Raw genomic sequence first — 22,020 nt, 5'->3', positions numbered from 1 at the left:
CTCCGAAGGGAGAATAGTGCATTATCTTGCATACTCTCGGGGGCCTAATGAGTTGATAGTGAAGACGGTCGGCGTCGTCTGGAGTGTATGGTTCTCCGATGGGTCATCCGACTCGTGCGCGGACAGGCGACCCGGGCGGTCGACGTCCGCAAGCGCTCGTACCGGAAGCACACGCTCGCGCTCGTCCAGCACCCGATTCGCACCGTGATACAGACCACGGTCGGGACGGTGGTGCTGTTGGTCCTGTTCGTCTTCGCGACCAACCCCGAGGGGCTCCAGGCGGTCGCCGCCAGCGAGGCGGTGTCGATGCTGGACATCGTCGGGCTGTTCTCCGGTCCCATCGGCTTCGGGCTCGCGGTCGCGGGCGCGGTGGTCCTGACGCTCGTCGGGACCGTCCTCAGCGGGGTCAGCCACGACCTCAAGAAGCAGTACTAGGCGAGGGAACGGAACGACCAAGGCGAAGGAACGGACCGACAAGTGAGAGGCCGAGGCCGAACGCGAGCCCGGTCACGGCGGGGTCGACGCGGCTCAGTCGTCACCCGGGACCGCCGTTCCGCCGGGGCCCTCACAGGTGTCGAACTGCTCGAGCAGCCCACAGAGGTCCTTCGAGCGTCGTTCGAGCAGGTCGTTCGTCCGCTGGACCGTCGTCACCGCACCGAGCTGTGCGTCGGCCGCATCGGCGACGTCCTCCGTCGCCCGGGTCGTCCCGCGGCTGATCGCGGCCACGTCGGTCGTCTCGGTCCTGACCGTCTGCGTCCGGGCCGCCTGCTGGGTCAGTGCGCCCGCGATGTTCTGGACGCCTGCGTCCACCTGCTCGACGTGGTCGTCGACCGCAACGAGTGCGTCGAGCGTCTCGTCGACCGCCTGCAGGCCCGTCCCGACGTCGGCGGTCATCTGCTGCATGTCGGAGACGACCGCGCCCGTGTCCGACTTGATGCCGTCGACGAGGTGACTGATCTCGGTCGAGCGCTGCTTCGCGTCGGCCGAGAGCTCTTTGACCTGCTGGGCGATGACACCGAATCCCTGGGTGGATTCGGGGTTGGTATTGGCCTTCGACGCCTCGATGTTCGCGTTCAGCGCGAGCATGTTCGTCTCGGAGGCGATCTCGGTGATGGCGGTCGACATCTCGTCGATGCGGTCGATGCGGTCGTGGAGTGACTTCACGTCACCGACGACCTGCTGGGTGCTCTCCCGGATATCGCGCATCGCCCGGGCCGTGTCCGCCACTGCCGTGCGGCCCTCCTCGTTCGCCTCGACCGCGCGCTCGGAGCGTTTTGCGACCGTCTCGGCGGTCGCCGACATCTCCTCGATGGTGCTCGAAAGCTCGGTCATGGCGTCGCTCACCGCGGTTATCTTCTCGGTCTGTGCCCGCGCCCCGCGCTCGATGCGGTCGATGGTCTGGTGGACGTCCTGGCTCCGTTCGCCGACCTCGGCGATCTGTTCGGACGCGTTCATGCTCGCCTGGGCGACGGTCTGGGCGAACGACTGCGCCTCCGCGTGAGCGGGTTCGAGTTCGTCCAGCATGTCGTTGAACGACCGGGCGACCGAGCGCATCGCCTCGTTCTCGGTCTCGTCGGTCGGGAGCCGCCGCGAGAGGTCGCCCTCGGCACACGCGGCCATGGTTCGGCCGTAGCGCTCGGCGGTCCGCTCGAGATGATCGTTCATCACCTGCAGGTCCTTCTGTGCGTCTTCTGCCTCCTGGCGCGCCTGTTCGGCCTCTGCGAGCGATTTGCGCAGCCCGTCTCGCATGCCCGCGATGGCCTGCGAAAGCTCCCCTATCTCGTCGGTGCGGTCGGTCGCGAGTTCGACGTCGAAGTCGCCGTTCTCGACGGCCTTGGCCTTCTCCGTGAGCGCCCGGACCTCGACGAACTGCGAGAGCGACCCGAAGCCGAGCGCGCTCATGATGGCGACCGTGGTCGCCAGGCCCAGCACGAACAGTGGATAGTTCGCCGTCTCGAAGAACAGGTAGACAGAGACTGACCCCCCGATCAGTCCGATGAGCCCGACGCCGACCGTCAGCTGGAGCTCCAAACTGTTCCTGAAATGGTTTGTGAGCGATACCGCTGGTAACCGCTGTTGCAGACCCCCTAACATCTCCCCGACCCAACAGACGATTGCCACGTGCATAAGTGTTCGTGCATTAACACCAAAGCGCACGGTGGGCGGTTCTGGGCATCTGGGTGGGCTCCAGCGCCCTCTCCTGGCACTCGTGGAAGTGACGGGAAAGTTAATTACTGGACGAAATCACTCCTCGTGAAGTGGCCCTGCCGGTAACACGTATCACCGATGGCCGATGGTGTACCTCGTGGGTTCACGGCGGGTCATAGCAGTCGACTGACACGGGCCGCGAGAAGAATATGGTGGTCGACGCGGGTCGGTCGCGGTGGCCTTAGTCGTACAGCGGGTTCGCCGCACAGAGGTTCTTGACCGTCTCGGCGACGTCGGCCTTGACGTCCTCGTCGTCGGGGTGGTCGATGACCTTCGCGATGCACTCGGCGACGACACGCATGTCGTCCTCGTCGAAGCCACGCGTCGTCAGCGCGGGCGTGCCAGCGCGGATGCCCGACGGGTTGAACGCGGAGCGCGTCTCGCCGGGGACCGTGTTGCCGTTCAGGACGATGCCAGTCTCTTCGAGGGCCTCCTCGGCGTCACCGCCCGTCGTGTCCGGGTGCGACGGGCGCAGGTCGACGAGCACGAGGTGGTTGTCGGTGCCGCCGGAGACGAGCTCGAAGCCGTGGTCCTGGAGCTCCTCGGCGAGCACCTTCGCGTTCGCGACGGTCTGCTCGGAGTACTCGGTGAACTCGGGCTGGAGTGCCTCCTTGAAGCCGACGGCCTTGCCGGCGATGTTGTGCATGAGGGGGCCGCCCTGGGCACCCGGGAACACTGCCTTGTCGATGTCCGAGGCGTACTCCTCGTCGCACATGATGATGCCACCGCGGCCGGCGCGGATGGTCTTGTGCGTGCTGCCCGTGACGAAGTCGGCGATGCCGACCGGGGACTCGTGGACGCCCGCGGCGACGAGGCCGGTGATGTGGGCGATGTCGGCGAGGTGGTAGGCGTCGACCGCGTCGGCGGCCGCCTGTATCTTCTCCCACTCGACCTCGCGCGGGTACGCGGAGTAGCCCGAGACGATGATGTCCGGCTCGAACTCCTCGGCCTGCTCGCGGACCTCGTCGTAGTCGATGTAGCCCGTCTCCGGGTCGACCTCGTACTGTTCGACCTCGTAGGTCTGCCCCGTGAAATTCGCCGGGTGGCCGTGGCTCAGGTGGCCGCCGTGGGTCAGGTCCAGCGAGAGGATCTTGTCGCCGGGCGAGAGCATGGCCAGGTAGACGCCCATGTTGGCCGACGAACCGGAGTGGGGCTGGACGTTGACGTGCTCGGCACCCCAGAGCTCTTTGGCGTACTCGATGGCCTTCTCCTCGACCACGTCGGCGTACTCACAGCCGCCGTAGTAGCGCTTGCCGGGGTAGCCCTCGGCGTACTTGTTCGTCAGGACGGAACTCTGTGCCTCCAGGACGGCCTCGGAGACGTGGTTCTCGCTGGCGATCATCGCCAGTGTCTCGTTCTGCCGTGTCTCCTCGCCCTCGAGGGCGTCTGCGATAGCGGGGTCGACCTCGCGAACGTGCTCGTAGTCCATGTTGAAATCGGCGTTCGGTCGTTCCATAAGTGTACCTTCTTCGGGGCATCTTGACGCCGTCCGCCCCCACGCGACGTGTTCTCATCGCACACCCGATACATCTAACTGTCACTAGTGATATTCTCCAATTCGCATGATAGAGTGGGAGGTGACGACGGACGGTCTCCGGGTAATCGACCCGGGGAACGCCGAATTCACCGTCCGCGGGTCGGCCCTGCACGAGGCCGACTCCGGTTCTGCACTCCCACGCCCCGTCGACACCACGGTCGACTGCACCGCCGCCGAACTCCGGTTCCCCATCTCGGTGGTGTACGTCGCCTCGCAGTCGAGCGAGGCCACCTACGACCTGGAGAACGACACCGGCCCACTGGAACTCCCGCCCGGCGAGTACATCGTCGACCTCGACACGGACATCAAGACGTACCTCCGCGCAGCCGGGCCGCTCACCATCTCCAAGACCAGTGACTTCGAGGAGGTGGTCGTCTCGTTCCCGGAGAGGACCGACTGTACCATCGGGTTCCGGAGCCGGAGCGAACGGCCACCGGGGACCATCGTGGTGCCACCGACCCCCGAGGGGATGGCGACCGCGCTCACCCACCTCTCGGCCTCGCACAAGACCAGCGCCCCGGACCGGACCTACCCGACGCTGCGGGGACACCCCCCGCTCGTCGAGACGGGTGAGTCCGTCGAGATTCCCGACCCTATCGCCGAGGCGACCCCCGACGTCGGTATCGAACTGCTCGTCCCGCCCACCTTCGAGGAGCTGTTCGTGACCGCGCCGCTGGCGTACTACCTGCAGGCCGACGTCGAGGTCGTCGACACGCTCGACGCGCCGATGCTGTGCGCCCCGAGCGCGGGCATCCGCCACGACCTCGGGACCGGCTCGGCGCTGGAGCGGACCACGACCGAGTTGCTCCGGAAGGTGTTCTTCCTCGACTGCCTGGTTCGCAACGCCGGCCCGTACGGGACGAACCTCGCCGAGGAGAGCCTGCTCGACGCCCTCGACCTGCCGAGCCGGGAGCTGTATCACGGCACCCCGGTCGAGCGTCTGGAGACATACCTCGACGTGCCCTACGCCGCCATCGAACACCGGCTCCCCGACTGGCACCTCGCGATGTACGTCGAGCCCGAACCGGCCATGCTGGAGACGGTCCCGTTCTTGCTCCACAACCTGAGTATGCTGTACCCGCCCCGGACCTCGGAACTGGAGGGCTCGGAGCTCGTCCAGCGCTCGCTTGACGACTTCTACCGTGGCGGCTCGCGAAAAGGCCCGGGACAGGTCGCCTCGGTCGACATCGTGAAACCCGAACTCCGGGGAGGCCGGGTCCACGGCTGGCTGGCCGACGGCGTCCCCATCGACGTGTTCAAATCGACCCCGGCGGCGTACCGGAACCGACAGAAGTACGTCGAACGCGACGCCGAAGCGGCCCGCGTCACCGTCGTCCTCAACGACGAGAAGATGGACGCGGAACACGCCGACGTCGCCGCCATCTACCGGTCGCGTGCACAGGACCTCCCGCTGTCGGTCGACGTACAAGAGCACCTCACGACGGGGCAACTCGCCCGCGTGTTCGAGTCCGAGAACGACTTCGTCCACTACATCGGCCACTGCGAAGAGGGCGGGCTTCGCTGCCCGGACGGCTACCTTCCGACCGACAGCCTCTCCGAGTGCAACACCCAGACGTTCTTCCTGAACGCCTGTGGCTCGTTCCACGAGGGGATGGGGCTGGTGGAGAAGGGCGCAGTCACCGGCGCAGTCACCTTCACGCAGGTGCTCAACGACCACGCGGTGAAGGTCGGGTCCGCGTTCGCCCGCCTGCTCATCCACGGCTTCTCGTTCGAGCGTGCCCTGCGCATCGCCCGTCGCCGCATCATGATGGGCAAGGACTACGCGGTCGTCGGTGACGGGACGCACACCCTCACGCAGACGACCAACCGACTCCCGACGACCGCCGAACTCGAGCGCCTCGGCGCGGACCAGTACTTCCTCACCTTCGACCAGTTCTCGCTCCAGTACGCCGGCAGCTACTATCACCCGTACGTCGAGGGCAACGAGTACTCGTACCTCTGTGGGAACGAGTCCGAGTTCGCGCTGTCGCGCGCCTCGGTGCTGGACTTCCTCGACCGGGCCGACACCTCGGTCATCTACGAAGGCGAGTTCTACTGGTCGGACGACCTCGCCGTGAGGCTGCGAGAAGAGACGTGAATAGACGGTTTCGTGACGCCAGTACTGGCCTCAGGGGCCCGTGTACGGACTGCTCCCGCCGTCGAGCGAGGGGCATCGACGGCTGGTCCGCTGCACTTCGTGGGGTGTGGTCTGCTGTCCCATGAGTGAACAGTCACATACTCCAACAGTGGACGGCTTATATTTTTGGGCCACTCACCCGCCATCGTTGTGGTCACACGAACCAGGGAGGATTCAACCATGAATCGGCAAGATTTGAGGGCGACGAGGCCAATAAAATTAAGTATCTAAACCGCGTTTTGTTGTGTATAGGCATGACTTCGAATTTACTCGACAGACAAATTGACGATATCCTCGGTAGTGTGCTGGAAGATGCCACGGGGAACGTTCTCGTGGTCAATCCGTCGGCCGATGCCATCGAGGAGTTCGTCCGTGTGGCGACCCGCTTCGAGGGCGACCTGCCGTCGGTCCACATGCTCGCCGACGAACGCACCCTCAAGGACGTCATGGACGACTTCATCGTCGCCTCGAACGCGGCCGACCTCATCGACCAGGGGGTACTCGCCCTCCGGACCGTCGAGGAGACCCCGGAGAACTCCCTGCTCGTGACCGAGGACAGCGTCGTCGCGCTCGTCACCGCCGGCAACCGCGTCGGCGGCCTGACGACCGACGACGACGAGTTCGTCTCGACGGCGTACGACGCCTACATGACCGCGTGGGACGACGCCGCCGAGTTCAAGCTCCGCACGCCGCCGATCAGCCGCGTCCGCCAGACGCTCGAGACCGACATCAGCCCCGAGGCCGAGAACGACTTCTCGAACATCCTCGACTCGCTGGAGACCGCCCGCGGTGACGGCGAGGGCCTCGACGAGGTCACCATCTCGCTGCTCGTCGCGGCGAAGAACGAAGCCCTGCTGTACGACATCAGCAAGTGGGGCGAGGACGTCGGCATCGCGTCGAAGGCGACGTTCTCCCGCACGAAGACCAAGCTCGAGGACATGGGCCTCATCGACACGGAGAAGGTCCCCATCGACGTCGGTCGCCCGCGCCTTCGCCTGAAGATCGGCGACGACCGCCTGCGCGACGCCGACAACGGGCAGCTCGCGACCATCGCCCAGTCCATCCTCAACTGAGAATTTCGCTCGATTTTTGCGGGTCGTCGTACAGCCGAGGAGTGACGACGTCGTGGCACCCCGGCACCGCGAACGCCTGTGCTGTCACCCGCGAAATCACTCGGCCAGCGAACGCCGCTGCAGCGCCCGTCAAGCTAGCTTCGAGCCGCTCTCGAAACTGCCGCGCGGTGCGATTTTGACGCCTGTCCGAAGACCGTGTACTCGCCGCTGTCGGTACCTTTAAGATACTCCGGTGGCATGAGTCAAATGACGCTTCGCTTGGAGGGCCGAAGCGTCAGCGGGGACCAATTCAGGGCGGCAAGCGACCACGCGGGCTTTTATCCCGCGTGGTCTGCTTACCTGTTTCGTACTACAATTCGACAGCGACTGGTGTGTTCCGTTGCGATTCTCCGGAGGACGTCTCTCAGACAGCGACGGGTCGACGAGAAAGTCAGTAGAACGAGTCCGTCAGCGCCGGCTCACTCGATCTGCAACTCGCCGTCGTCGCTCGCGCGTTCGTCCCACTCCAGCTCGAACTCGATGCTGAGTTCGCCCTCGGTCGCTCCCGTGGAGGTCTCGCGTTCGGCCTTGACCTCGAACGTCGGCCGGGCCGGGGGGTCGAGCGTCACCGACTGCTGGCCGGCGGTCAGGGTGATCGGGTCGCCGGATTCCAGCTTGTCCGCCACGTTGCGGAGCATCGCGGCGATGTCGCTGCGGGTCTGTTCCGATTCGGACTTGAACAGCACTTCTTCTGGCATAGTCGTGCCTACGTGTGCAGCCGGGATAAATACCCCTAGACGGGGAACAGACTTCTAATCAAACATGTTAGATAATTTTGTGTATCACAGTACACAATATGTCGGAGTGATTATTGGTTGTGTCCAATGGCGAGGATGTCAAGCCTAGGTTTTTATATCAATACGGCGAGCTTGGCCGACATGTTTATTATATCTGGTGTTCAAGGGTCTCTTGTACCTTTCCAATGCACGACCTGACAGGATTCCAGCGAGACTTGTTGTATGTCATCGCCGGGAAAGAAGAACCGCACGGACTGGCGATCAAAGAAGAGCTTGAGCAGTACTACGAGAAGGAGATTCATCACGGTCGCCTCTACCCCAACCTCGACACACTCGTCGACAAGGGGCTCATCGAGAAGGGCCAGCGGGACCGACGGACGAACTACTACGTCCTGACCCGCCGTGGCCGCCGAGAGATCGAGGCCCGCAGCGACTGGGAAGGCCAGTACGTCGAAGCGGAAGCCTGACGACGCTACCGGAGCGTCGCGTAACGATTTTCTGTCCCAGACCCCGACCGACTACCGGATGGACCGACGTATCCTGACGCTGCTTGCCGGCCTCCTCGCGAGCCTGGTCATCTCGGCGGCGCTCTGGTGGTACTTCGAGACGCTTGCAGTGTTCCTGTTCCTGCCGTTCGTCCCCTTCCTGTTCCGTCGTGGTGACAGGGCCCGGGAACCCGAAGGACGGACCTGCCCACGCTGTGGTTTCCGGACGACCGACCCCGGCTACGAGTACTGTCCGCGCGACGGCGAACCCCTCGAGTGACTACTCCTCGTCTTCGTCCGCCTCACCGAGTACGGGTTCTGCGTGTTCCCCATCGTGGCCGCCGTCGGTCGGCGTGACGTCCGAATCGGCGCTGTGGCGCGTCGCGGCCGAGACGTCGGTGACGGCGGCCTCGTCACCCGGCGTGAAGTAGGTCGGGTCGACGGCGTAGGGCTGGAGCTTCTCGGAGTGCAACAGCTCCGGCAGGACGAGCTTCGCGAAGTGGACCGACAGCACGAGGATCATCGGCCCGAGGAAGATGCCGTACCAGCCGAACAGGAGCGGCCCGAAGATGTACGCGAACATCACCGCGCCCACGTGGAGGTTCCGGCCCGAGACGTACGGGCGCAGGACGAGGTCCGGGATGACGTCGACGATGACGAACGAGACCGCGACGAACAGGATTGGGAACCAGAGCAGGCCGGACTGCTCCGTCGAGAACGCCTGGAAGAACAGCCAGCCGGAGACGGGGAAGTAGACGAGCTTCATGCCCACGACCGGAATGAGGCTTGCGGCACCCGCGAGCAGGCCGACGAGGGCCGCGTACGGGATGGCCAGATCACCGGTCGGCGCGTACACGTTCAGGACGCTGTAAGAGAGGGCTCCGATGACACCGGTCAGGAACGCGTTCAGTATGTTCCCGAAGAAGATGTTCCGGAAGTCGCGGTCGACGGCGGAGAGGTACGCACGCAGGACACCCCGGTCGTCGCCGAACGTCGACATGAACCACCGCGAGAGTTTGTGGCCGTCTCGGAGGAGGTAGAACGCCAGCGCGATCATGATGAACAGGTGAAGCGCCCCCGTCCCGACGATGCCGATGAACTGCTGACTGTTGTTGAGGACGTCGGTCAGCACGCTCAGGCCCTCCTGGTTCGTCAGGAGGTCCTGTGGGTTCTGGACGTCGTTGGCGAGCGTGATGTACGGGTCGAGTATCTTCTGGAACTCCCCGAGTGTCCCGCCGTTCTCCTGTTGTTCCTGGAGGCTCTTGGTGAACGCGTCGACCTCCTGCAGTGCGATCGCCATCGTGTACGCCAGCAACAGCAAGAACGGGAGGGCGAGCGTGAAGATGGCGACGGTGGCGGCGAGACTGGGCGGCCTGATGCGGCGTTTGAGCCGTCGGTACACCGGGCGCGTGGCGTAGTAGATGAAGATGCCGAAGACGAACGTCCCGATAAAGGAGTACAGGACGAACAGGAGCGCCCCGGCCAGGAGGGCTGCGATGGCCCACCAGGGGGCGCGTGACCGGCCGATTTCGAAACCGCCGAACATGTTGAGTCTCGCGTCGCGTACCGGTAAAAACCTGTCGTGGTTCTGGAACCCCAACGTAAGGAAATAAGTCCCCGGTGCGTGAAGGCCCTGCAGTGGAACCAGTCCTCCAACAATCGCCGACTGCGGCCATCGACAGCCAGGTGGTCCGGCTCGTACTCGCCGGAGCACTTGGATTGTTCCTCGGGCTGGAACGCGAGTGGTCCCAGAAGTCTGCCGGTATCCGGACCTTCTCGCTCATCAGTCTCGCGGGCGCGGTGTTCACATTACTGGCGGCACAGACGACGTACGGTTGGCCGCTCCTGTTCGTCGGGGGCCTGTTGATAACCGCCCAGGGCGTGTTGCTCGCGGTCAGGGGCCTGCTCTCGGACGGCGAAGACGGTCTCGCGCTGACCACGTCGACCTCGATGCTCGTGGCGTACGGGGTCGGTGCGCTGGTCGCGAGTGACCTCGTCCTCGAGGGCGTCGCCGTCGCCGTGCTCTCGTCGCTGGTGCTGGTGCTCAAGCGCGAGTTGCACTCGTTCGCCGAGAACCTCTCGCGGGAGGAGGTCCGCTCCGGCGCAGAGTTCGCTATCATCGCGTTCGTGGTGTATCCGTTGCTGCCGGCGGGCGAACGACAGTACAGCATCCCCATGCTCGGGCTCGACTCGCTCACCATCGAGCCCCGCGTCGTCTGGCTGATGGTCGTCACCGTCGCGGGCATCGGCATCCTCAACTACGTCATCGTCCAGCTGTACGGGGGACGCGGCATCGCGGTCACCGGGTTCTTCGGCGGGCTCGCGTCGTCGACCGCGGTGGTCGGGACCATGCTCGACCACGTTCGCCAGAACACGGAGGCCGCCTCCTACGCTGCCGCGGCCATCCTCCTCGCGGACGCGGCGATGGCGCTGCGGAACCTCCTCATCGTGGTCGCCTTCACCTTCTCGCGCGGTGTGCTCATCGACGCGACGGCCCCGCTCGTCGCCGTCATCATCACGGGTATCGTGGTCGCGGCGTTCACCGCGGACTGGTCGGAGAACGTCGACATCACGCTCGACAGTCCGTTCTCGCTCCGGTACGCGCTTGGCTTCGGCGGGATGTTCCTCGTGGTACTCGTCGTCGGGTCGGTGGCGAACGCACAGTTCGGGGCAGCCGGCTTCCTCGCCACCGCGGTGGCCTCGGGGCTCGTCTCCAGTGCTGGCGCGACCACCTCCGCGGTGTTGCTCTTCCGCGGTGGGACGCTGAGTGCGGAGACGACGGTGCTGTCGGTCCTGCTCGCGACCGCCTCCTCGGTCGTGGTCAAGGCGGGACTGACGGCCGTGAGCCCGAACCGGTCGTTCTCCCGACGCGTCGCCATCTACAGCGCGGTGTTGGTGACCGCGGGCGGTGTGGTGACCGCCCTGGTCGTCCTGACAGCCTGAGTATCGCAAGACCCCCTCGTAGTAATTGCGCCAAACAACGAACGTATTAAAGGGGGCCTTTCCTTACAGGGGGACATGGACCGACACACGGCCGAGCCCCGGGTAGACCACATGCCCGGTTCGAAGGCACAGGAATGGGTGGAGTACCACCATCAGTTCTCCGCGCCGAGCACCTACGTCTACGACTTCGTCTGGGACATCACTGCTGACGCAGAGGGTCCGTTCTGTACCGACGTGGACGGCAACGTCCTCATGGACTTCACGAGCCACGTCGCCGCCGCTCCGCTCGGGTACAACAACCCGAAGGTCATGGACCGGCTCTCGGACCTCGAACTCATCGACCCCATCAAGATCGCCGGACAGGACTTCTACGCCAGCGGTGGCTGGCCGCCGGAGGACCCGGAGATCCCCTCCCCGACGCAGCTGATGGACCGCCTCATCGACTCGACGGACCACTACGACATGGACCGCGTCTTCCTCTCTAACTCCGGCGCGGAGGCCGTCGAGAACGCCATCAAGATCTGTTACAACCGCCGCGGCCACCGCGGCGTCTGCTTCGACGGCGCGTTCCACGGCCGCACCCTGGGCGCGCTCTCGCTGAACCGCTCGAAGACCATCCACCGCAAGGGCTACCCCGAGGTCCCCGGCATCATCTCGGTACCCTACATCTCGACCGAAGAAGCCTACCGCGAGAAGTGGCAGACCAACGGTCCCGGTGGGAACGTGCTCGCGGACAAGCTCGACCCCGACGCGGGCATCATCGACCCGGACGAGGTCGCCTACATCATCCTCGAACCCGTCCAGGGCGAGGGTGGCTACCGCGTCCCCCACGACGCCTTCATCAAGGACCTCGAACAGATCCGCCACGACCACGGCATCTACGTCATCGTCGACGAGATCCAGTCCGGGATGGGGAGAACCGGGAAGATGTGGGCCGTCGACCACCTCGACCTCACCCCGGACGTCATCACGAGCGCGAAGGGGCTTCGCGTCGGCGCGACCATCTCGCGCTCCGACGTGTTCCCCGAGGAGAAGGGCCGCCTCTCCTCGACCTGGGGTGCCGGCGACGTGCTCTCTGCCGCACAGGGTGTGGCCACCATCGACGCCATCCACGAGCACGACCTGCTCGACAACGCGACCGAACGCGGTCGCCAGATGTGGGAGGTCATCGCCGACGCCGACATGGACTCCATCGTCGACATCCGCGGCCGCGGCCTGATGTTCGCGGTCGAGTTCGACACCAAGGACCGCCGTGAGGAGGTCATCAAGCAGGCACTCGGTCGCGGGCTCCTCACCCTCGGCTGTGGCTACAAGAGCCTGCGTCTGCTCCCGCCGCTCGACGTGACCGAGCGCGAAATCGACATCGGTGCGAACGTGTTCCTCGAGGCGGTCGACGCCGCCGAGCACACGGCCCCCACCACGACGGCCGGCTCCGGCGACGCCTCGTAAACACCCCGTCGTACTACGGCTAGCTGGTTTTCTCCGTCGGGCGCGTCCACTTCTTGCATGAGTGTCGTCCTCGTCGACGGCGCGCGCACCCCCCACGGTGACTACCTGGGTGCGCTCGCGTCCGTCTCCGCCATCGACCTCGGCGCGACCGCCGTCTCGGGTCTCGTCGACCGAACCGGAATCGACCCGACCGCCATCGACTGGGTCGTCCTCGGAAACGCCATCCAGGCCGGCCTCGGGCAGGTTCCCGGTCGGCAGGTCGCCCTCGCGGCCGGCCTCCCGGCGACCGTCCCGGTGACCACGGTGAACGAGGCGTCCGGCTCCGGCCTGCGGGCCATCGCCGAGGGCGTCGACCACATCGCGGCCGGTCGCGGCGACGTGGTGGTCGCCGGCGGCTTCGAGTCCATGTCGAACGCCCCGCACACGCTGTCTGGCCTCCGTACCGGGAGGCGGATGGGTGACGCGACGCTCGTCGATTCGATGATTCGCGACGCGCTCTGGGACGAGACCGAAGACGCCCACATGGGCGTGCTGACCGAGCGTCTGGTCGACAAGTTCGACATCCGGCGGACGGCCCAGGACGAGTACGCACTGGAGAGCCACCGTCGGGCCGCGAACGCGGTCGAGTCCGGGCTGTTCGACCCGGAGCTCGTCCCGGTGGAGACCGACGATGGGACGGTCTCGCGGGACCACGGCCCCCGGGCCGACACGTCGCTGGAGCGTCTCGCCGGCCTGCCGCCCGCGTTCGGGGGGACCATCACGGCCGGGACCGCCTCGGACCTGAGCGACGGCGCGGGCGTGGTCCTGCTCGCCAGCGAGGACGTGGCGGACAGTCTCGGCGAACCGCTCGCCCGTGTGGTCGACTACGCCGTGGCCTACCGCGAGCCGGAGTGGTTCGGGATGGCGATCGCGGACGCCGTCGACGACCTGCTGACGGCGAACGGCCTGACGCCGGGCGACGTGGCCCACTTCGAACTCAACGAGGCGTTCGCCGCCCAGATGCTGTACGTCCGGGACCGGCTGAACATCTCGCCGGCGACGCTCAACCCCCGCGGTGGAGCCATCGCGCTGGGCCACCCAATCGGTGCCTCGGGCGGGATGCTCGCGACGAGCCTCGCCCACGCCCTGTACGACGCGGGGGAGCGCTACGGCGTGGTCGGCATGAGCATCGGCGGCGGTGGCGGTATCGCGATGCTGCTCGAACGGTAGTGGCGGGTTCCCCCTGTGGGGTTGACTGCGAGCACGCGCCACGGTGGATTGATGTGTTCACGAAGCGATAGTACTGGCATGACGATTTCACGCCGGCAGCTACTGCAAACGGTAGCCATCCCCCTCGCGGTCGGACTCGCGGGCTGTTCGTTCTCCGGGACCCTCAACGGGGTCCCGGCGGGCACCCTGTTCGTCGAGGTGAACAACCAGACCGACCAGTCCGAGACCGTGACTGTCGAACTCCGCGATGGAGGCCAGATCCTCGACGAGGTCTCGGAGACCGTCCCCGCGAGCACCAGCGACACGGTCCGGTTCGACAACACCGGCGGGCCGTACGATATCCGGGTCGTCGGCGAGGAGTGGAGCACGAGATACACCTGGGAGCTGACCGGCTGCAACGAGAAGCGCTTCAGGACCGTACTCAGCACCCAGGAAAGCGGCGTTCCGAAGGTCGAAAACGAGAGCGGCTGCGTGGAGTGAGCCCTACTCGAAGTGCCGCCTGAACCACGCGAGCGCCAGCTTGGTCACCTCTTCTAACTGGCCGGGTTCCTCGAACAGGTGCCCCGCCCGTGGGACGACCGCGAACTCCTTGTCGCAGTCCAGTTCGTCGAATATCTCCTGGTTGAGCCGCCGGACCTGTTCGTCCTCCCCGCCGACGATGAGGAGCGTCGGGGCGGTGACGGCCGGGACCGCCTCCGCCGCGAGGTCGACGCGCCCACCGCGGGAGACGACCGCCGCCACGGCCGGCCGTTTCGCCGCGGCTCGCAGGGCGGCCGCCGCGCCAGTGCTCGACCCGAAGTAGCCGATGGGAAGGTCCGCGGCGTCGTCGTTGTCGCCCAGCCAGTCCGTCGTCGCGACGAGCCGGTCGGTCAGCAACTCGATGTCGAAGCGGGCCTGATGGTCGACGTCCTCCTCGGGTGTCAGGAGGTCGAACAGCAACGTCCCCAGCCCGTTGACGCGGAGCTTCTCCGCGACCGCGTTGTTCCGCGGGCTCCGGCGACTGCTCCCGCTCCCGTGGGCGAACACGACCAGCCCCAGCGCGTCGTCCGGGACGCGGAGCTCGCCGGGGAGCGTCACGTCACCGACCGGAATCTCGACCAACCGACGTGGTTCGATGGCCATAGGGCTAGTTCGACGGAACAGCCGATGAACTCGGACCCTGAGTGGCCCACCTCGTTTTGATGGGGGTGGGTCCCCGAGAACTCAGAACTGGTAGCGCCGGTCGTCGTCCTGGGGCTGCTGCGGGAAGGCGCTCTGGCCGGTCATCTGGTCGAACGTCATCCCGCTCAGGTACTCGTCGTAGGTCACGTCGTACTCCGAGCGCAGGTGGAAGTCGAGCTTGCCGGTGTCGACCGTCGACTGGAACAGCATGTGGACCGCCCGCTGGAGCAGGTCCTCTGGCTGGCCCGTCCCCAGCGCGGTCGAGAGCATCGCCAGCTCCATCCTGGTCTCGCGGTCGAAGTCGAGGCCGAGGTCCTCGAGGTCGTCGTAGGTCGCCGACACGTCCGTCTGCAGATCGTCGAGGTCGCTCATCGGCTTGTGTCTGGGGCCGTGGACGGAAGCGCGTTTCGTGTTCTATCGAACCAAGAAGTGGACGACGGTCGACAGGCCCGTGGTCAGTCGCCGCCCCGCGACTGCTGATCGACCGCAGGTAACCGGACGGACACGGTCGCGCCCCGCGGGTCGTTCGATTCGATATCGACCGTCCCTCCGAGCCGCGTCACCAGCCAGTTCACGAGCCACAGCCCGATGCCACTCCCGTGCATGAGCGCGGTCTCTTCGCCCTCTTCGAGGGTCTGTCGTTCCATCTCGGGGATTCCCGGGCCGGTGTCCTCCACGCAGAGTACAACCATCTTGGACGTGGCTGTTCGCACTCGAAGGGTGACCGTCGGTGAGTCCTGGTCGGCGTGGTTGAGGGCGTTCTCGAGGAGTTCGTTCACGATGCGCCGGAGCGCCGCTTTGTTGCCCCGAATCGACGCGTCGTCTCCTTCGATCTGGATAGTTGCATCGGGGAACTTGTCCCGGTACGGCGCTACGAGCTCCTCGAGGAGCGGACGGACGGTCACTGCTTCGAGGATCTGGTCCTCGTCGGAACTTCGCTCGACCGTCCGAACCTTCTCCGAGATGTCGAGGAGCGATTCCAAGCTTTCCTTTATTAGCTCGGTGCCTTCGAGTGTCGTCTCGGTCGGGAGCGACGCCACCCGGTCAAGGAGACGTTGGATCTCGGAGAGCTCGGCCTGGAGTGACGTAGAGAGGCTACCCATCTCGGAGACACGACCGACGATCTCCGCCGGCGAGTGGCCCTCACCAGTGGTACCGAGTTCCTCGATATCGGTGAGTTCCTCCTGGATGAGTTCGGCGTATCCCTTGACCGTGGTGAGGTCGTTCCGCAAGTTGTGTCGAAGGACGCGATTCAACACCATCAGCTGCTGTTCGCGCTGTTTTCGGGCGGTGATGTCCTTGATGGCGCCCCGGAGAATCGTCCGTCCGTCACGCTGGATACGGTCGCCGGTGATGTTGACCCATCGGGTGCGTGCATCGTCGGTGACGAGTCGTACCTCGATATCGTAGGCGACCCCCTCCTCGCGGCAGTTCTCGATGGAGTTCTCGACCATGTCCCGGTCGTCGCGATGGTAGTACTCGATCGCTTCCTCGAGGTCTGGCTCGTACCTGTCGGGGACGTCGTGAAGCCGGCGAGCGCCGTGGGTCCACCGAAGCGTCTCGCCCTCGACGTCGAGTTCCCAGCCACCGATCTCACCAAGGCGTTCCGTCTGGGTCAGCAGGCTACGGTTCCGCATGAGTTCCTGTTCCTGCTCGACGAGGTCGGTTATCTCTCGCATCGTCGCGACGACGCCCTCGACGGTCCCTGCCTCGTCTGCCAGCGGGTAGTAATTGATATCGAACGTTTTCGTGTCCGCCCCGTGAGACGACCGGGTCACCCGGTTGGATGCGATGTCGCCAGCCAACGCCTGTTCGACGTGTGGTTCGACGCGCTCGAAGGCGTCGGCGCCAAGGACGTCGTCGAGTGTGGCCTGGGTGAGCTCGGTCTGGTCGAGTCCGTGGAAGTCGCGGTATCGCTCGTTCGCGAAGATGTAGGCGTACTCCGTATCGACGGCTGCGATCAGGTCGTGTGCGCCCTCGATGGCCCGTTCGTACTGCCGTAACCGCTCTTTGCGCGCCTTCCGCTCGGTGGTATCCGTCAGTGTGAAGACGTACCGCTCGGTTCCGGGTCCCACCGACGCGACGGTCTGTTTCGCCGTGTAGAGGTACCCGCTCTTTCGTCTGTTGACGACCTCTCCCGTCCAAGTGCCGTCGGATTCGACCGACTGGATGAGGTCCTCGAAACGCTCGGCAGAGTGGTCCACAGCGTCCAGAATGGCCGGTGTCCGACCGATGGCTTCGTCGGCTTCGTATCCGGTTATCGCCTCGAACGCGGGGTTCACGTACGTAATGGTCCCGTCCGCGGTCGTCACGAATATGGCGTCGTCCGCGGTCTCGACGGCACGTTCGAAGGCAGCACCGGGTGTGGTCGGTGAGCGCTCACTCGGCACCGCGACCACCAGCCCATGGGTGGACGCCGAGGAGGGAGTATGAAGAGAGCAAGGTTTCGAGCGGCACGGAAAGTTCGTTTATCACGAACACTAACTGGTTAATTAGTTTTTTGGCCTGTTCGGGGGTCGCCATTCCTCACCTGAAGCCCCTCCCGAACCGGACCCCGAAACTCACGTCCGGAATCAGCACGGCTAAACCCGGCACCTCCCAAGCGACCCACAACAGATGACCGAGTCCGACGACTGGTCGTTCCCGGACGACGTGGTCCTCGAGACCGTCCAGCGCCAGCTCATCGAGTGGTACGAGGCGGACCATCGCCAGTTCCCGTGGCGCGAGACCGACGACGCCTACCGCATCCTCGTCTCCGAGGTGATGAGCCAGCAGACCCAGCTCGGCAGGGTCGTCGAGGCCTGGCACGACTTCCTCGAGGAGTGGCCGACCGTCGAGGCCCTGGCGGAGGCGGACCGCGCCGACGTGGTCGGCTTCTGGACCGACCACTCGCTCGGGTACAACAACCGGGCCAAGTACCTCCACGAGGCGGCCCAGCAGGTCGTCGAGGAGTACGGCGGCGAGTTCCCCGACACGCCCGACGAACTCCAGGAGCTGATGGGCGTCGGCCCCTACACCGCGAACGCCGTCGCCTCCTTCGCGTTCAACAACGGCGACGCGGTGGTCGACACCAACGTCAAGCGGGTGCTGTACCGCGCCTTCGACGCGCCTGACGACGATTCGACGTTCGAGTGGGCTGCGGGCGAACTCATGCCCGAGGGCGAGTCGCGGGTGTGGAACAACGCCATCATGGAACTCGGTGGAGTGGCCTGCGAGAAGACGCCCAGCTGCGACGAGGCGGGCTGTCCCTGGCGGACGGTGTGTCACGCCTACGAGACGGGCGATTTCACCGCGCCGGACGTGCCGACCCAGCCGAGCTTCGAGGGGAGCCGGCGGCAGTTCCGGGGGCGCGTCGTCTCGACCCTGCGGGAGTACGACGAACTGGCACTCGACACGCTCGGCCACCGGGTTCGCGTCGATTACTCGGCGGAGGGTGAGTACGGCCGGGAGTGGCTCCGTGGGCTGCTCTCGGACCTGACCGACGACGGGCTGGTCGAGGTCGACGACGACGGTGACGAACTGGTCGCGCGGCTCCAGCGCTGAGGGTTCGCCCCGGGCGAACAGCCGCGTCGGGTGCTCACGGGAGGGACAGATGGCGAACCCGGGCCAGAAGCGTACGGATGGACAGAAATATCTGGATTTTCTCCCGAGTATCTCACTTGTTCTGATTCTATATGTCCGATTGTCTCGGTAGTAGCGCAGGAACTATACAATAGTAGTTCGATACTCCGTTCGTGTCCACGAACGTCTCCGCAGTCTTCGACGAAGCCCAGCCCTGTTCACTTTCCCTCGGCGACCTCGCGTATCGCCCGGCGCACGACACGGTCCTCCTCGTTCGACCGACGTACTTCGACGTTCACTACGACATCAACCCCTACATGGGTGGGGAGGTCGACGGCGAGCGTGCCCTCGCCCAGTGGCGGGAACTGAAGCGTGTCTACGACCAGAACGCCGCGTCGGTCACGGTCCTCGACCCGGCCGAGACGTGGGACGCGGTGCGAGACGAGTCCGGCGTGGACCCGGAACGACTGCCGGACATGGTGTTCAGTGCGAACCACGGGCTCGCGACGCCCGACGGCACCGGTGTGATTCTCTCGCGGATGGCGACCGACGAGCGTGCCGGGGAGCCGGCCCACTTCGCGGCCTGGTGTCGCGAGCAGGGATACGACGTGCTCGATGCGCCGCCGCACCTGTTCGAGGGGACCGGCGACGCCATCTGGCATCCCGGGAAGGAGCTGCTCTGGGGCGGCTACGGCGTCCGAACCGACCAGGCGGTGTACGACGACCTCGCAGCTCGTCTCGGCGTACCCGTGGTGACGCTCGAACTCACGAGCGAGTACTACTACCACCTCGATGTCTGCTTTGCGCCACTGGACGAGAAGACGGTGCTCGTCCAGCCCGAGGCGTTCACCGACGACGGGCTCCAGACGATCCACTCGATGTTCGAGCGCGTTCTGACGGTCCCCCGGGAGGAGTCCCGGGAGGGGCTGGCCTGCAACTGCCACTGCATCGACGGTGAGACGGTCGTTCTCGGCGCGGGGAACCCCCGGACTGAGCAGGTCCTCGCCGACGCCGGCTATCGGCCCGTCCCGGTCGAGACGGGGGAGTTCCAGAAGGCCGGCGGGTCGGTCTGCTGTCTGAAGCTGCAACTCGGACGGTTGCCGTAACGTCGGCACCCGACCGCCTCCTGGGACCGGGGTCGGGCGCATCGCCAGCAGCCGGGTCATTCGACCGAACCGTTCGTTCGACCGAACAGTTCGACTGAGACGACAGTTCGATAGAGACTACTATTCGGTGACCAGACGCCGTCCATCTACCACAATAAGTATGTCAACCCATCCACTGGTAGGTGGTATGGCGGGGTTTCGGAGTGAGAATACGCTCTCGCTGGTGGCGAAGCGGCGGCGCTTCCTGTCGTCACTCGCGGACGAACCGAAGCAGAAGCCGGCGCTCGCGGAGGACTGCGGCGTCGCCAGGTCGACGGTCGACAGGGCGATCCGGGAGCTGGAGACGGCAGCGCTCGTCGAGCGCGGCGACTGCGGGTACGAACTGACCGTCTCGGGGGAGCTGGTGTTCGACGAGTTCCAGTCGTGCCAGCGGTCGCTGGACGCGATCACCGAGACCCGTGACGTCCTGGACATGCTCCCCCGGAGCGACCTCATCAACCCGGAGGTGCTGGTCGGTGCGGACGTGACCAGGGCGGACATGCACGCGCCGGACCGGGCCATCCAGGAGACGGTCGACCTCGTCTCGGACGCGGTCCAGGTCCGTGGTGTCTCACCCGCGGCCCACGCGGCCTACGTGGAGGTGTTCGACGAGCGCATCCACGAATCGGGGATGAACGTCCAGCTCGTGTTCACACCGGACGTGTTCACCGAACTCGCGACGACCTACGCCGAGTACATGTCCCACGGCTTCCCCGACTACGTCTCCTTCTACGAGATTCCCGAACTTCCACCGCTGGGCGTGTTACTCGTCGAGCACGCTGACGGCACCGAGGAGGCGAGCTTCGGCGTGTACACACCGAACGGCGTGCAAGCGGTCGTCCGGAACACACGGGACGAGGCCATCTGCTGGGCCGAGAACCGGTTCGAGGAGTTCCGCGAACAGGCGACCGAGTTCCAGTTCTGAGCCGGCCCGGCCGGTGGCTCTCGCTGGTCCAATCCTATTTACCGGGGGCGGCCGTCGACTGGCCCATGTCCGACGAGACGCACGTCATCGCTATCTGTGGCAGTCTTCGAGACGAGAGCTACACACACAAGGCGCTCGAGTACGTCCTCGACGCGGCGGCGGATCGCGGGGCCACGACGGAACTGGTCGACCTCCGCGAGTACGACCTGCCGGTGTTCGACGCGGACCACGACAGCGCGGGGGATGCCGACCAGCTGGCCGCGACCGTCCAGGCCGCGGACGCGGTCGTTCTCGGAACGCCGATGTACCACGGCTCGTACTCCTCGCCGCTGAAGACGGCGCTCGACTACTGTGGCTTCGACGAGTTCGAGGACAAGACCGTGGGGCTGCTCGCGGTCGCAGGTGGCCACTTCCCCGTGACGGCGCTCGAACACCTCCGGTCGGTGTGTCGGGCGCTGAACGCCTGGGTGGTCCCCCACCAGGCCGTGATTCCGAGCGCCTACGAGGCGTTCGACGACGACGAACTGGTCGACGACGGGCTTGAGAAACGCGTCCGGACGCTCGGTGAGCGTGCGGTGCAGTACGCCAACATCGAACCGGACCCGGCCTCCTTCGAGAGCCAGGAGAACGTCGGCGCAGAGTAGCGACGATTCGACCCGGGACGGTCAGTCCGAGGTCGATTCGAGCGATTCCAGGACGGCCTGCCGGACCGTCTGGGTGTTCGGGGTGGACCGGAGCCCGAACCGCAGGGCGATGGTGTGTTCGAGCAGCAAGAACCCCGCGAGGACGACCAGCCCGACGACCCCGAGGTTGTCGAGCACGAGCGACGGCAGGGGCGCCTGGACGGCGGCGGGTACCTTGGTCAACACGAGCGCCGGTTCCAGGACGAACACGAGCCAGACCGTCGCCCCGACCGCTTCGATGACACTGAAGCTCACGGTGCCGAGGGCGATGAGCCGCGAGAGGATACCCTCACCCCGGAGGACGTTGTCCTCGATGGTGTGCTGTGGGACGAAGATGACCGCGAGGAACACGCCGGCGAGGGCGATACCGCCGAGACCGCCGACCGTCTGGGCGATGCGGAGCCAGACGACCCAGATGACTGCTTCGGTTATCGAGAACAGCCCGATCTTGCCAACCGGGATGCGCAGGCGAACCCCGTTGGCGGTGATGTCGTTGACGAACCCTTCGAGGAACAGGCCGACGACGAGGACGACTCCCGCCAGGAGCGCCGGGTCGGGCGCACCCGCGGGTAGCCGGTCGACCAGCAGCGGTTCTTCGAGGACCAGTGCCAGCCAGAGGCCGAGCGTGACGACCTCGACGAGCGTGAACGTGACCAGTCCACTCAGTAGTCTGAATGTGCGAATTACCCCCATTTCACTGAGGAGTACGCTGCGAACGAGGGTAACGA

The 22,020-nt window shown here is 65.6% G+C and carries 21 protein-coding genes; 13 read left to right on the top strand and 8 right to left on the bottom strand.

All coding sequences use genetic code 11. The annotated features are described in order from the left end of the window. Positions 1-87: 87 nt before the first annotated feature. Entirely contained in the window at positions 88-435 is a 348-nt protein-coding gene (locus tag ACSC1S_RS11445) for a hypothetical protein (RefSeq protein WP_435364401.1), read from the top strand. Positions 436-528: 93 nt separating this feature from the next. Here the strand turns inward: ACSC1S_RS11445 and ACSC1S_RS11440 are convergent, their stop codons facing one another. Further along, on the bottom strand, positions 529-2,031 hold the full coding sequence (locus ACSC1S_RS11440) for a methyl-accepting chemotaxis protein (RefSeq protein WP_435364400.1): 1,503 nt from the start codon (positions 2,029-2,031) through the stop codon (positions 529-531). 358 nt (positions 2,032-2,389) lie between these two features. Beyond that, complete coding sequence (gene glyA, locus ACSC1S_RS11435) at positions 2,390-3,637, bottom strand: serine hydroxymethyltransferase (protein ID WP_435364609.1); 1,248 nt, start codon at positions 3,635-3,637, stop codon at positions 2,390-2,392. Between the two features lie 133 nt (positions 3,638-3,770). Between glyA and ACSC1S_RS11430 the strand changes: the two genes are divergently transcribed. Together ACSC1S_RS11430 and tbsP are read left to right on the top strand one after the other, a co-directional pair. Beyond that, positions 3,771-5,843: a hypothetical protein gene (locus ACSC1S_RS11430; RefSeq protein WP_435364399.1), complete on the top strand. Its 2,073-nt coding sequence runs from the start codon at positions 3,771-3,773 to the stop codon at positions 5,841-5,843. Between the two features lie 293 nt (positions 5,844-6,136). After that, positions 6,137-6,955 (top strand): transcriptional regulator TbsP, encoded by an 819-nt coding sequence (gene tbsP / locus ACSC1S_RS11425; RefSeq protein ID WP_435364398.1) that lies wholly within the window; start codon positions 6,137-6,139, stop codon positions 6,953-6,955. A 458-nt stretch (positions 6,956-7,413) separates the two neighbouring features. On the opposite strand, the gene ACSC1S_RS11420 is transcribed toward tbsP, so the two are convergent. Further along, positions 7,414-7,692: an amphi-Trp domain-containing protein gene (locus tag ACSC1S_RS11420; RefSeq protein ID WP_435318987.1), complete on the bottom strand. Its 279-nt coding sequence runs from the start codon at positions 7,690-7,692 to the stop codon at positions 7,414-7,416. 224 nt (positions 7,693-7,916) lie between these two features. Between ACSC1S_RS11420 and ACSC1S_RS11415 the strand changes: the two genes are divergently transcribed. Both ACSC1S_RS11415 and ACSC1S_RS11410 read left to right on the top strand, forming a co-directional pair. Continuing rightward, entirely contained in the window at positions 7,917-8,198 is a 282-nt protein-coding gene (locus ACSC1S_RS11415) for a PadR family transcriptional regulator (protein WP_261651974.1), read from the top strand. A 58-nt stretch (positions 8,199-8,256) separates the two neighbouring features. Further along, positions 8,257-8,496: a hypothetical protein gene (locus tag ACSC1S_RS11410; protein ID WP_435364397.1), complete on the top strand. Its 240-nt coding sequence runs from the start codon at positions 8,257-8,259 to the stop codon at positions 8,494-8,496. Here the strand turns inward: ACSC1S_RS11410 and ACSC1S_RS11405 are convergent, their stop codons facing one another. Further along, entirely contained in the window at positions 8,497-9,762 is a 1,266-nt protein-coding gene (locus tag ACSC1S_RS11405; RefSeq protein WP_435364396.1) for an AI-2E family transporter, read from the bottom strand. Positions 9,763-9,854: 92 nt separating this feature from the next. Here ACSC1S_RS11405 and ACSC1S_RS11400 point away from each other — a divergent pair, with 92 nt between their 5' ends. The 4 genes from ACSC1S_RS11400 (at position 9,855) to ACSC1S_RS11385 (ending at position 14,297) form a co-directional block, all read left to right on the top strand. Beyond that, the gene (locus ACSC1S_RS11400) at positions 9,855-11,159 is read left to right on the top strand and encodes an MgtC/SapB family protein (RefSeq protein ID WP_435364395.1); all 1,305 of its coding nucleotides are present in this window, start codon (positions 9,855-9,857) and stop codon (positions 11,157-11,159) included. Between the two features lie 75 nt (positions 11,160-11,234). Further along, entirely contained in the window at positions 11,235-12,608 is a 1,374-nt protein-coding gene (locus ACSC1S_RS11395; RefSeq protein WP_435364394.1) for an aminotransferase class III-fold pyridoxal phosphate-dependent enzyme, read from the top strand. 57 nt (positions 12,609-12,665) lie between these two features. Continuing rightward, positions 12,666-13,817 (top strand): thiolase family protein, encoded by a 1,152-nt coding sequence (locus ACSC1S_RS11390; RefSeq protein WP_435364393.1) that lies wholly within the window; start codon positions 12,666-12,668, stop codon positions 13,815-13,817. A 78-nt stretch (positions 13,818-13,895) separates the two neighbouring features. Further along, complete coding sequence (locus ACSC1S_RS11385) at positions 13,896-14,297, top strand: hypothetical protein (RefSeq protein ID WP_435364392.1); 402 nt, start codon at positions 13,896-13,898, stop codon at positions 14,295-14,297. Positions 14,298-14,300: 3 nt separating this feature from the next. On the opposite strand, the gene ACSC1S_RS11380 is transcribed toward ACSC1S_RS11385, so the two are convergent. The 3 genes from ACSC1S_RS11380 to ACSC1S_RS11370 all read right to left on the bottom strand — a co-directional run bounded on the left by ACSC1S_RS11380 (position 14,301) and on the right by ACSC1S_RS11370 (position 17,368). After that, complete coding sequence (locus ACSC1S_RS11380) at positions 14,301-14,939, bottom strand: dienelactone hydrolase family protein (protein WP_435364391.1); 639 nt, start codon at positions 14,937-14,939, stop codon at positions 14,301-14,303. Positions 14,940-15,020: 81 nt separating this feature from the next. Then, positions 15,021-15,350: a ribbon-helix-helix protein gene (locus ACSC1S_RS11375; protein WP_435318979.1), complete on the bottom strand. Its 330-nt coding sequence runs from the start codon at positions 15,348-15,350 to the stop codon at positions 15,021-15,023. An 83-nt stretch (positions 15,351-15,433) separates the two neighbouring features. Next, entirely contained in the window at positions 15,434-17,368 is a 1,935-nt protein-coding gene (locus ACSC1S_RS11370; protein WP_435364390.1) for a sensor histidine kinase, read from the bottom strand. Positions 17,369-17,594: 226 nt separating this feature from the next. On the opposite strand from ACSC1S_RS11370, the gene ACSC1S_RS11365 reads away from it, so the two are divergent. The 4 genes from ACSC1S_RS11365 to ACSC1S_RS11350 all read left to right on the top strand — a co-directional run bounded on the left by ACSC1S_RS11365 (position 17,595) and on the right by ACSC1S_RS11350 (position 21,253). Beyond that, positions 17,595-18,521, top strand: a complete 927-nt coding sequence (locus tag ACSC1S_RS11365; RefSeq protein ID WP_435364389.1) for an HhH-GPD family protein — start codon at positions 17,595-17,597, stop codon at positions 18,519-18,521. Between the two features lie 191 nt (positions 18,522-18,712). Then, complete coding sequence (locus tag ACSC1S_RS11360) at positions 18,713-19,645, top strand: dimethylarginine dimethylaminohydrolase family protein (protein WP_435364388.1); 933 nt, start codon at positions 18,713-18,715, stop codon at positions 19,643-19,645. A 187-nt stretch (positions 19,646-19,832) separates the two neighbouring features. After that, complete coding sequence (locus tag ACSC1S_RS11355) at positions 19,833-20,609, top strand: helix-turn-helix transcriptional regulator (protein ID WP_435318975.1); 777 nt, start codon at positions 19,833-19,835, stop codon at positions 20,607-20,609. A gap of 65 nt (positions 20,610-20,674) precedes the next feature. Beyond that, entirely contained in the window at positions 20,675-21,253 is a 579-nt protein-coding gene (locus ACSC1S_RS11350; protein WP_435364387.1) for an NADPH-dependent FMN reductase, read from the top strand. 21 nt (positions 21,254-21,274) lie between these two features. Here the strand turns inward: ACSC1S_RS11350 and ACSC1S_RS11345 are convergent, their stop codons facing one another. Further along, the gene (locus tag ACSC1S_RS11345; RefSeq protein WP_435364386.1) at positions 21,275-21,985 is read right to left on the bottom strand and encodes a hypothetical protein; all 711 of its coding nucleotides are present in this window, start codon (positions 21,983-21,985) and stop codon (positions 21,275-21,277) included. Between the last annotated feature and the right edge of the window lie 35 nt (positions 21,986-22,020).

Origin of the sequence: Haloarchaeobius pelagicus (assembly GCF_051207375.1) — an archaeon.
GTDB lineage: Archaea > Halobacteriota > Halobacteria > Halobacteriales > Natrialbaceae > Haloarchaeobius.
Note: the sequence above shows the minus strand (reverse complement) of the source record. Positions and strands in the feature narration are given on the sequence as shown.

Coding starts and splice junctions, on each gene's coding strand:
- ACSC1S_RS11445 (WP_435364401.1), top strand. CDS start 88: ATGGTTCTCCGATGGGTCATCCGACTCGTGCGCGGACAGGCGACCCGG.
- glyA (WP_435364609.1), bottom strand. CDS start 3,637: ATGGACTACGAGCACGTTCGCGAGGTCGACCCCGCTATCGCAGACGCC.
- ACSC1S_RS11430 (WP_435364399.1), top strand. CDS start 3,771: ATGATAGAGTGGGAGGTGACGACGGACGGTCTCCGGGTAATCGACCCG.
- tbsP (WP_435364398.1), top strand. CDS start 6,137: ATGACTTCGAATTTACTCGACAGACAAATTGACGATATCCTCGGTAGT.
- ACSC1S_RS11420 (WP_435318987.1), bottom strand. CDS start 7,692: ATGCCAGAAGAAGTGCTGTTCAAGTCCGAATCGGAACAGACCCGCAGC.
- ACSC1S_RS11415 (WP_261651974.1), top strand. CDS start 7,917: ATGCACGACCTGACAGGATTCCAGCGAGACTTGTTGTATGTCATCGCC.
- ACSC1S_RS11410 (WP_435364397.1), top strand. CDS start 8,257: ATGGACCGACGTATCCTGACGCTGCTTGCCGGCCTCCTCGCGAGCCTG.
- ACSC1S_RS11405 (WP_435364396.1), bottom strand. CDS start 9,762: ATGTTCGGCGGTTTCGAAATCGGCCGGTCACGCGCCCCCTGGTGGGCC.
- ACSC1S_RS11395 (WP_435364394.1), top strand. CDS start 11,235: ATGGACCGACACACGGCCGAGCCCCGGGTAGACCACATGCCCGGTTCG.
- ACSC1S_RS11390 (WP_435364393.1), top strand. CDS start 12,666: ATGAGTGTCGTCCTCGTCGACGGCGCGCGCACCCCCCACGGTGACTAC.
- ACSC1S_RS11385 (WP_435364392.1), top strand. CDS start 13,896: ATGACGATTTCACGCCGGCAGCTACTGCAAACGGTAGCCATCCCCCTC.
- ACSC1S_RS11380 (WP_435364391.1), bottom strand. CDS start 14,939: ATGGCCATCGAACCACGTCGGTTGGTCGAGATTCCGGTCGGTGACGTG.
- ACSC1S_RS11375 (WP_435318979.1), bottom strand. CDS start 15,350: ATGAGCGACCTCGACGATCTGCAGACGGACGTGTCGGCGACCTACGAC.
- ACSC1S_RS11365 (WP_435364389.1), top strand. CDS start 17,595: ATGACCGAGTCCGACGACTGGTCGTTCCCGGACGACGTGGTCCTCGAG.
- ACSC1S_RS11355 (WP_435318975.1), top strand. CDS start 19,833: ATGGCGGGGTTTCGGAGTGAGAATACGCTCTCGCTGGTGGCGAAGCGG.
- ACSC1S_RS11350 (WP_435364387.1), top strand. CDS start 20,675: ATGTCCGACGAGACGCACGTCATCGCTATCTGTGGCAGTCTTCGAGAC.
- ACSC1S_RS11345 (WP_435364386.1), bottom strand. CDS start 21,985: ATGGGGGTAATTCGCACATTCAGACTACTGAGTGGACTGGTCACGTTC.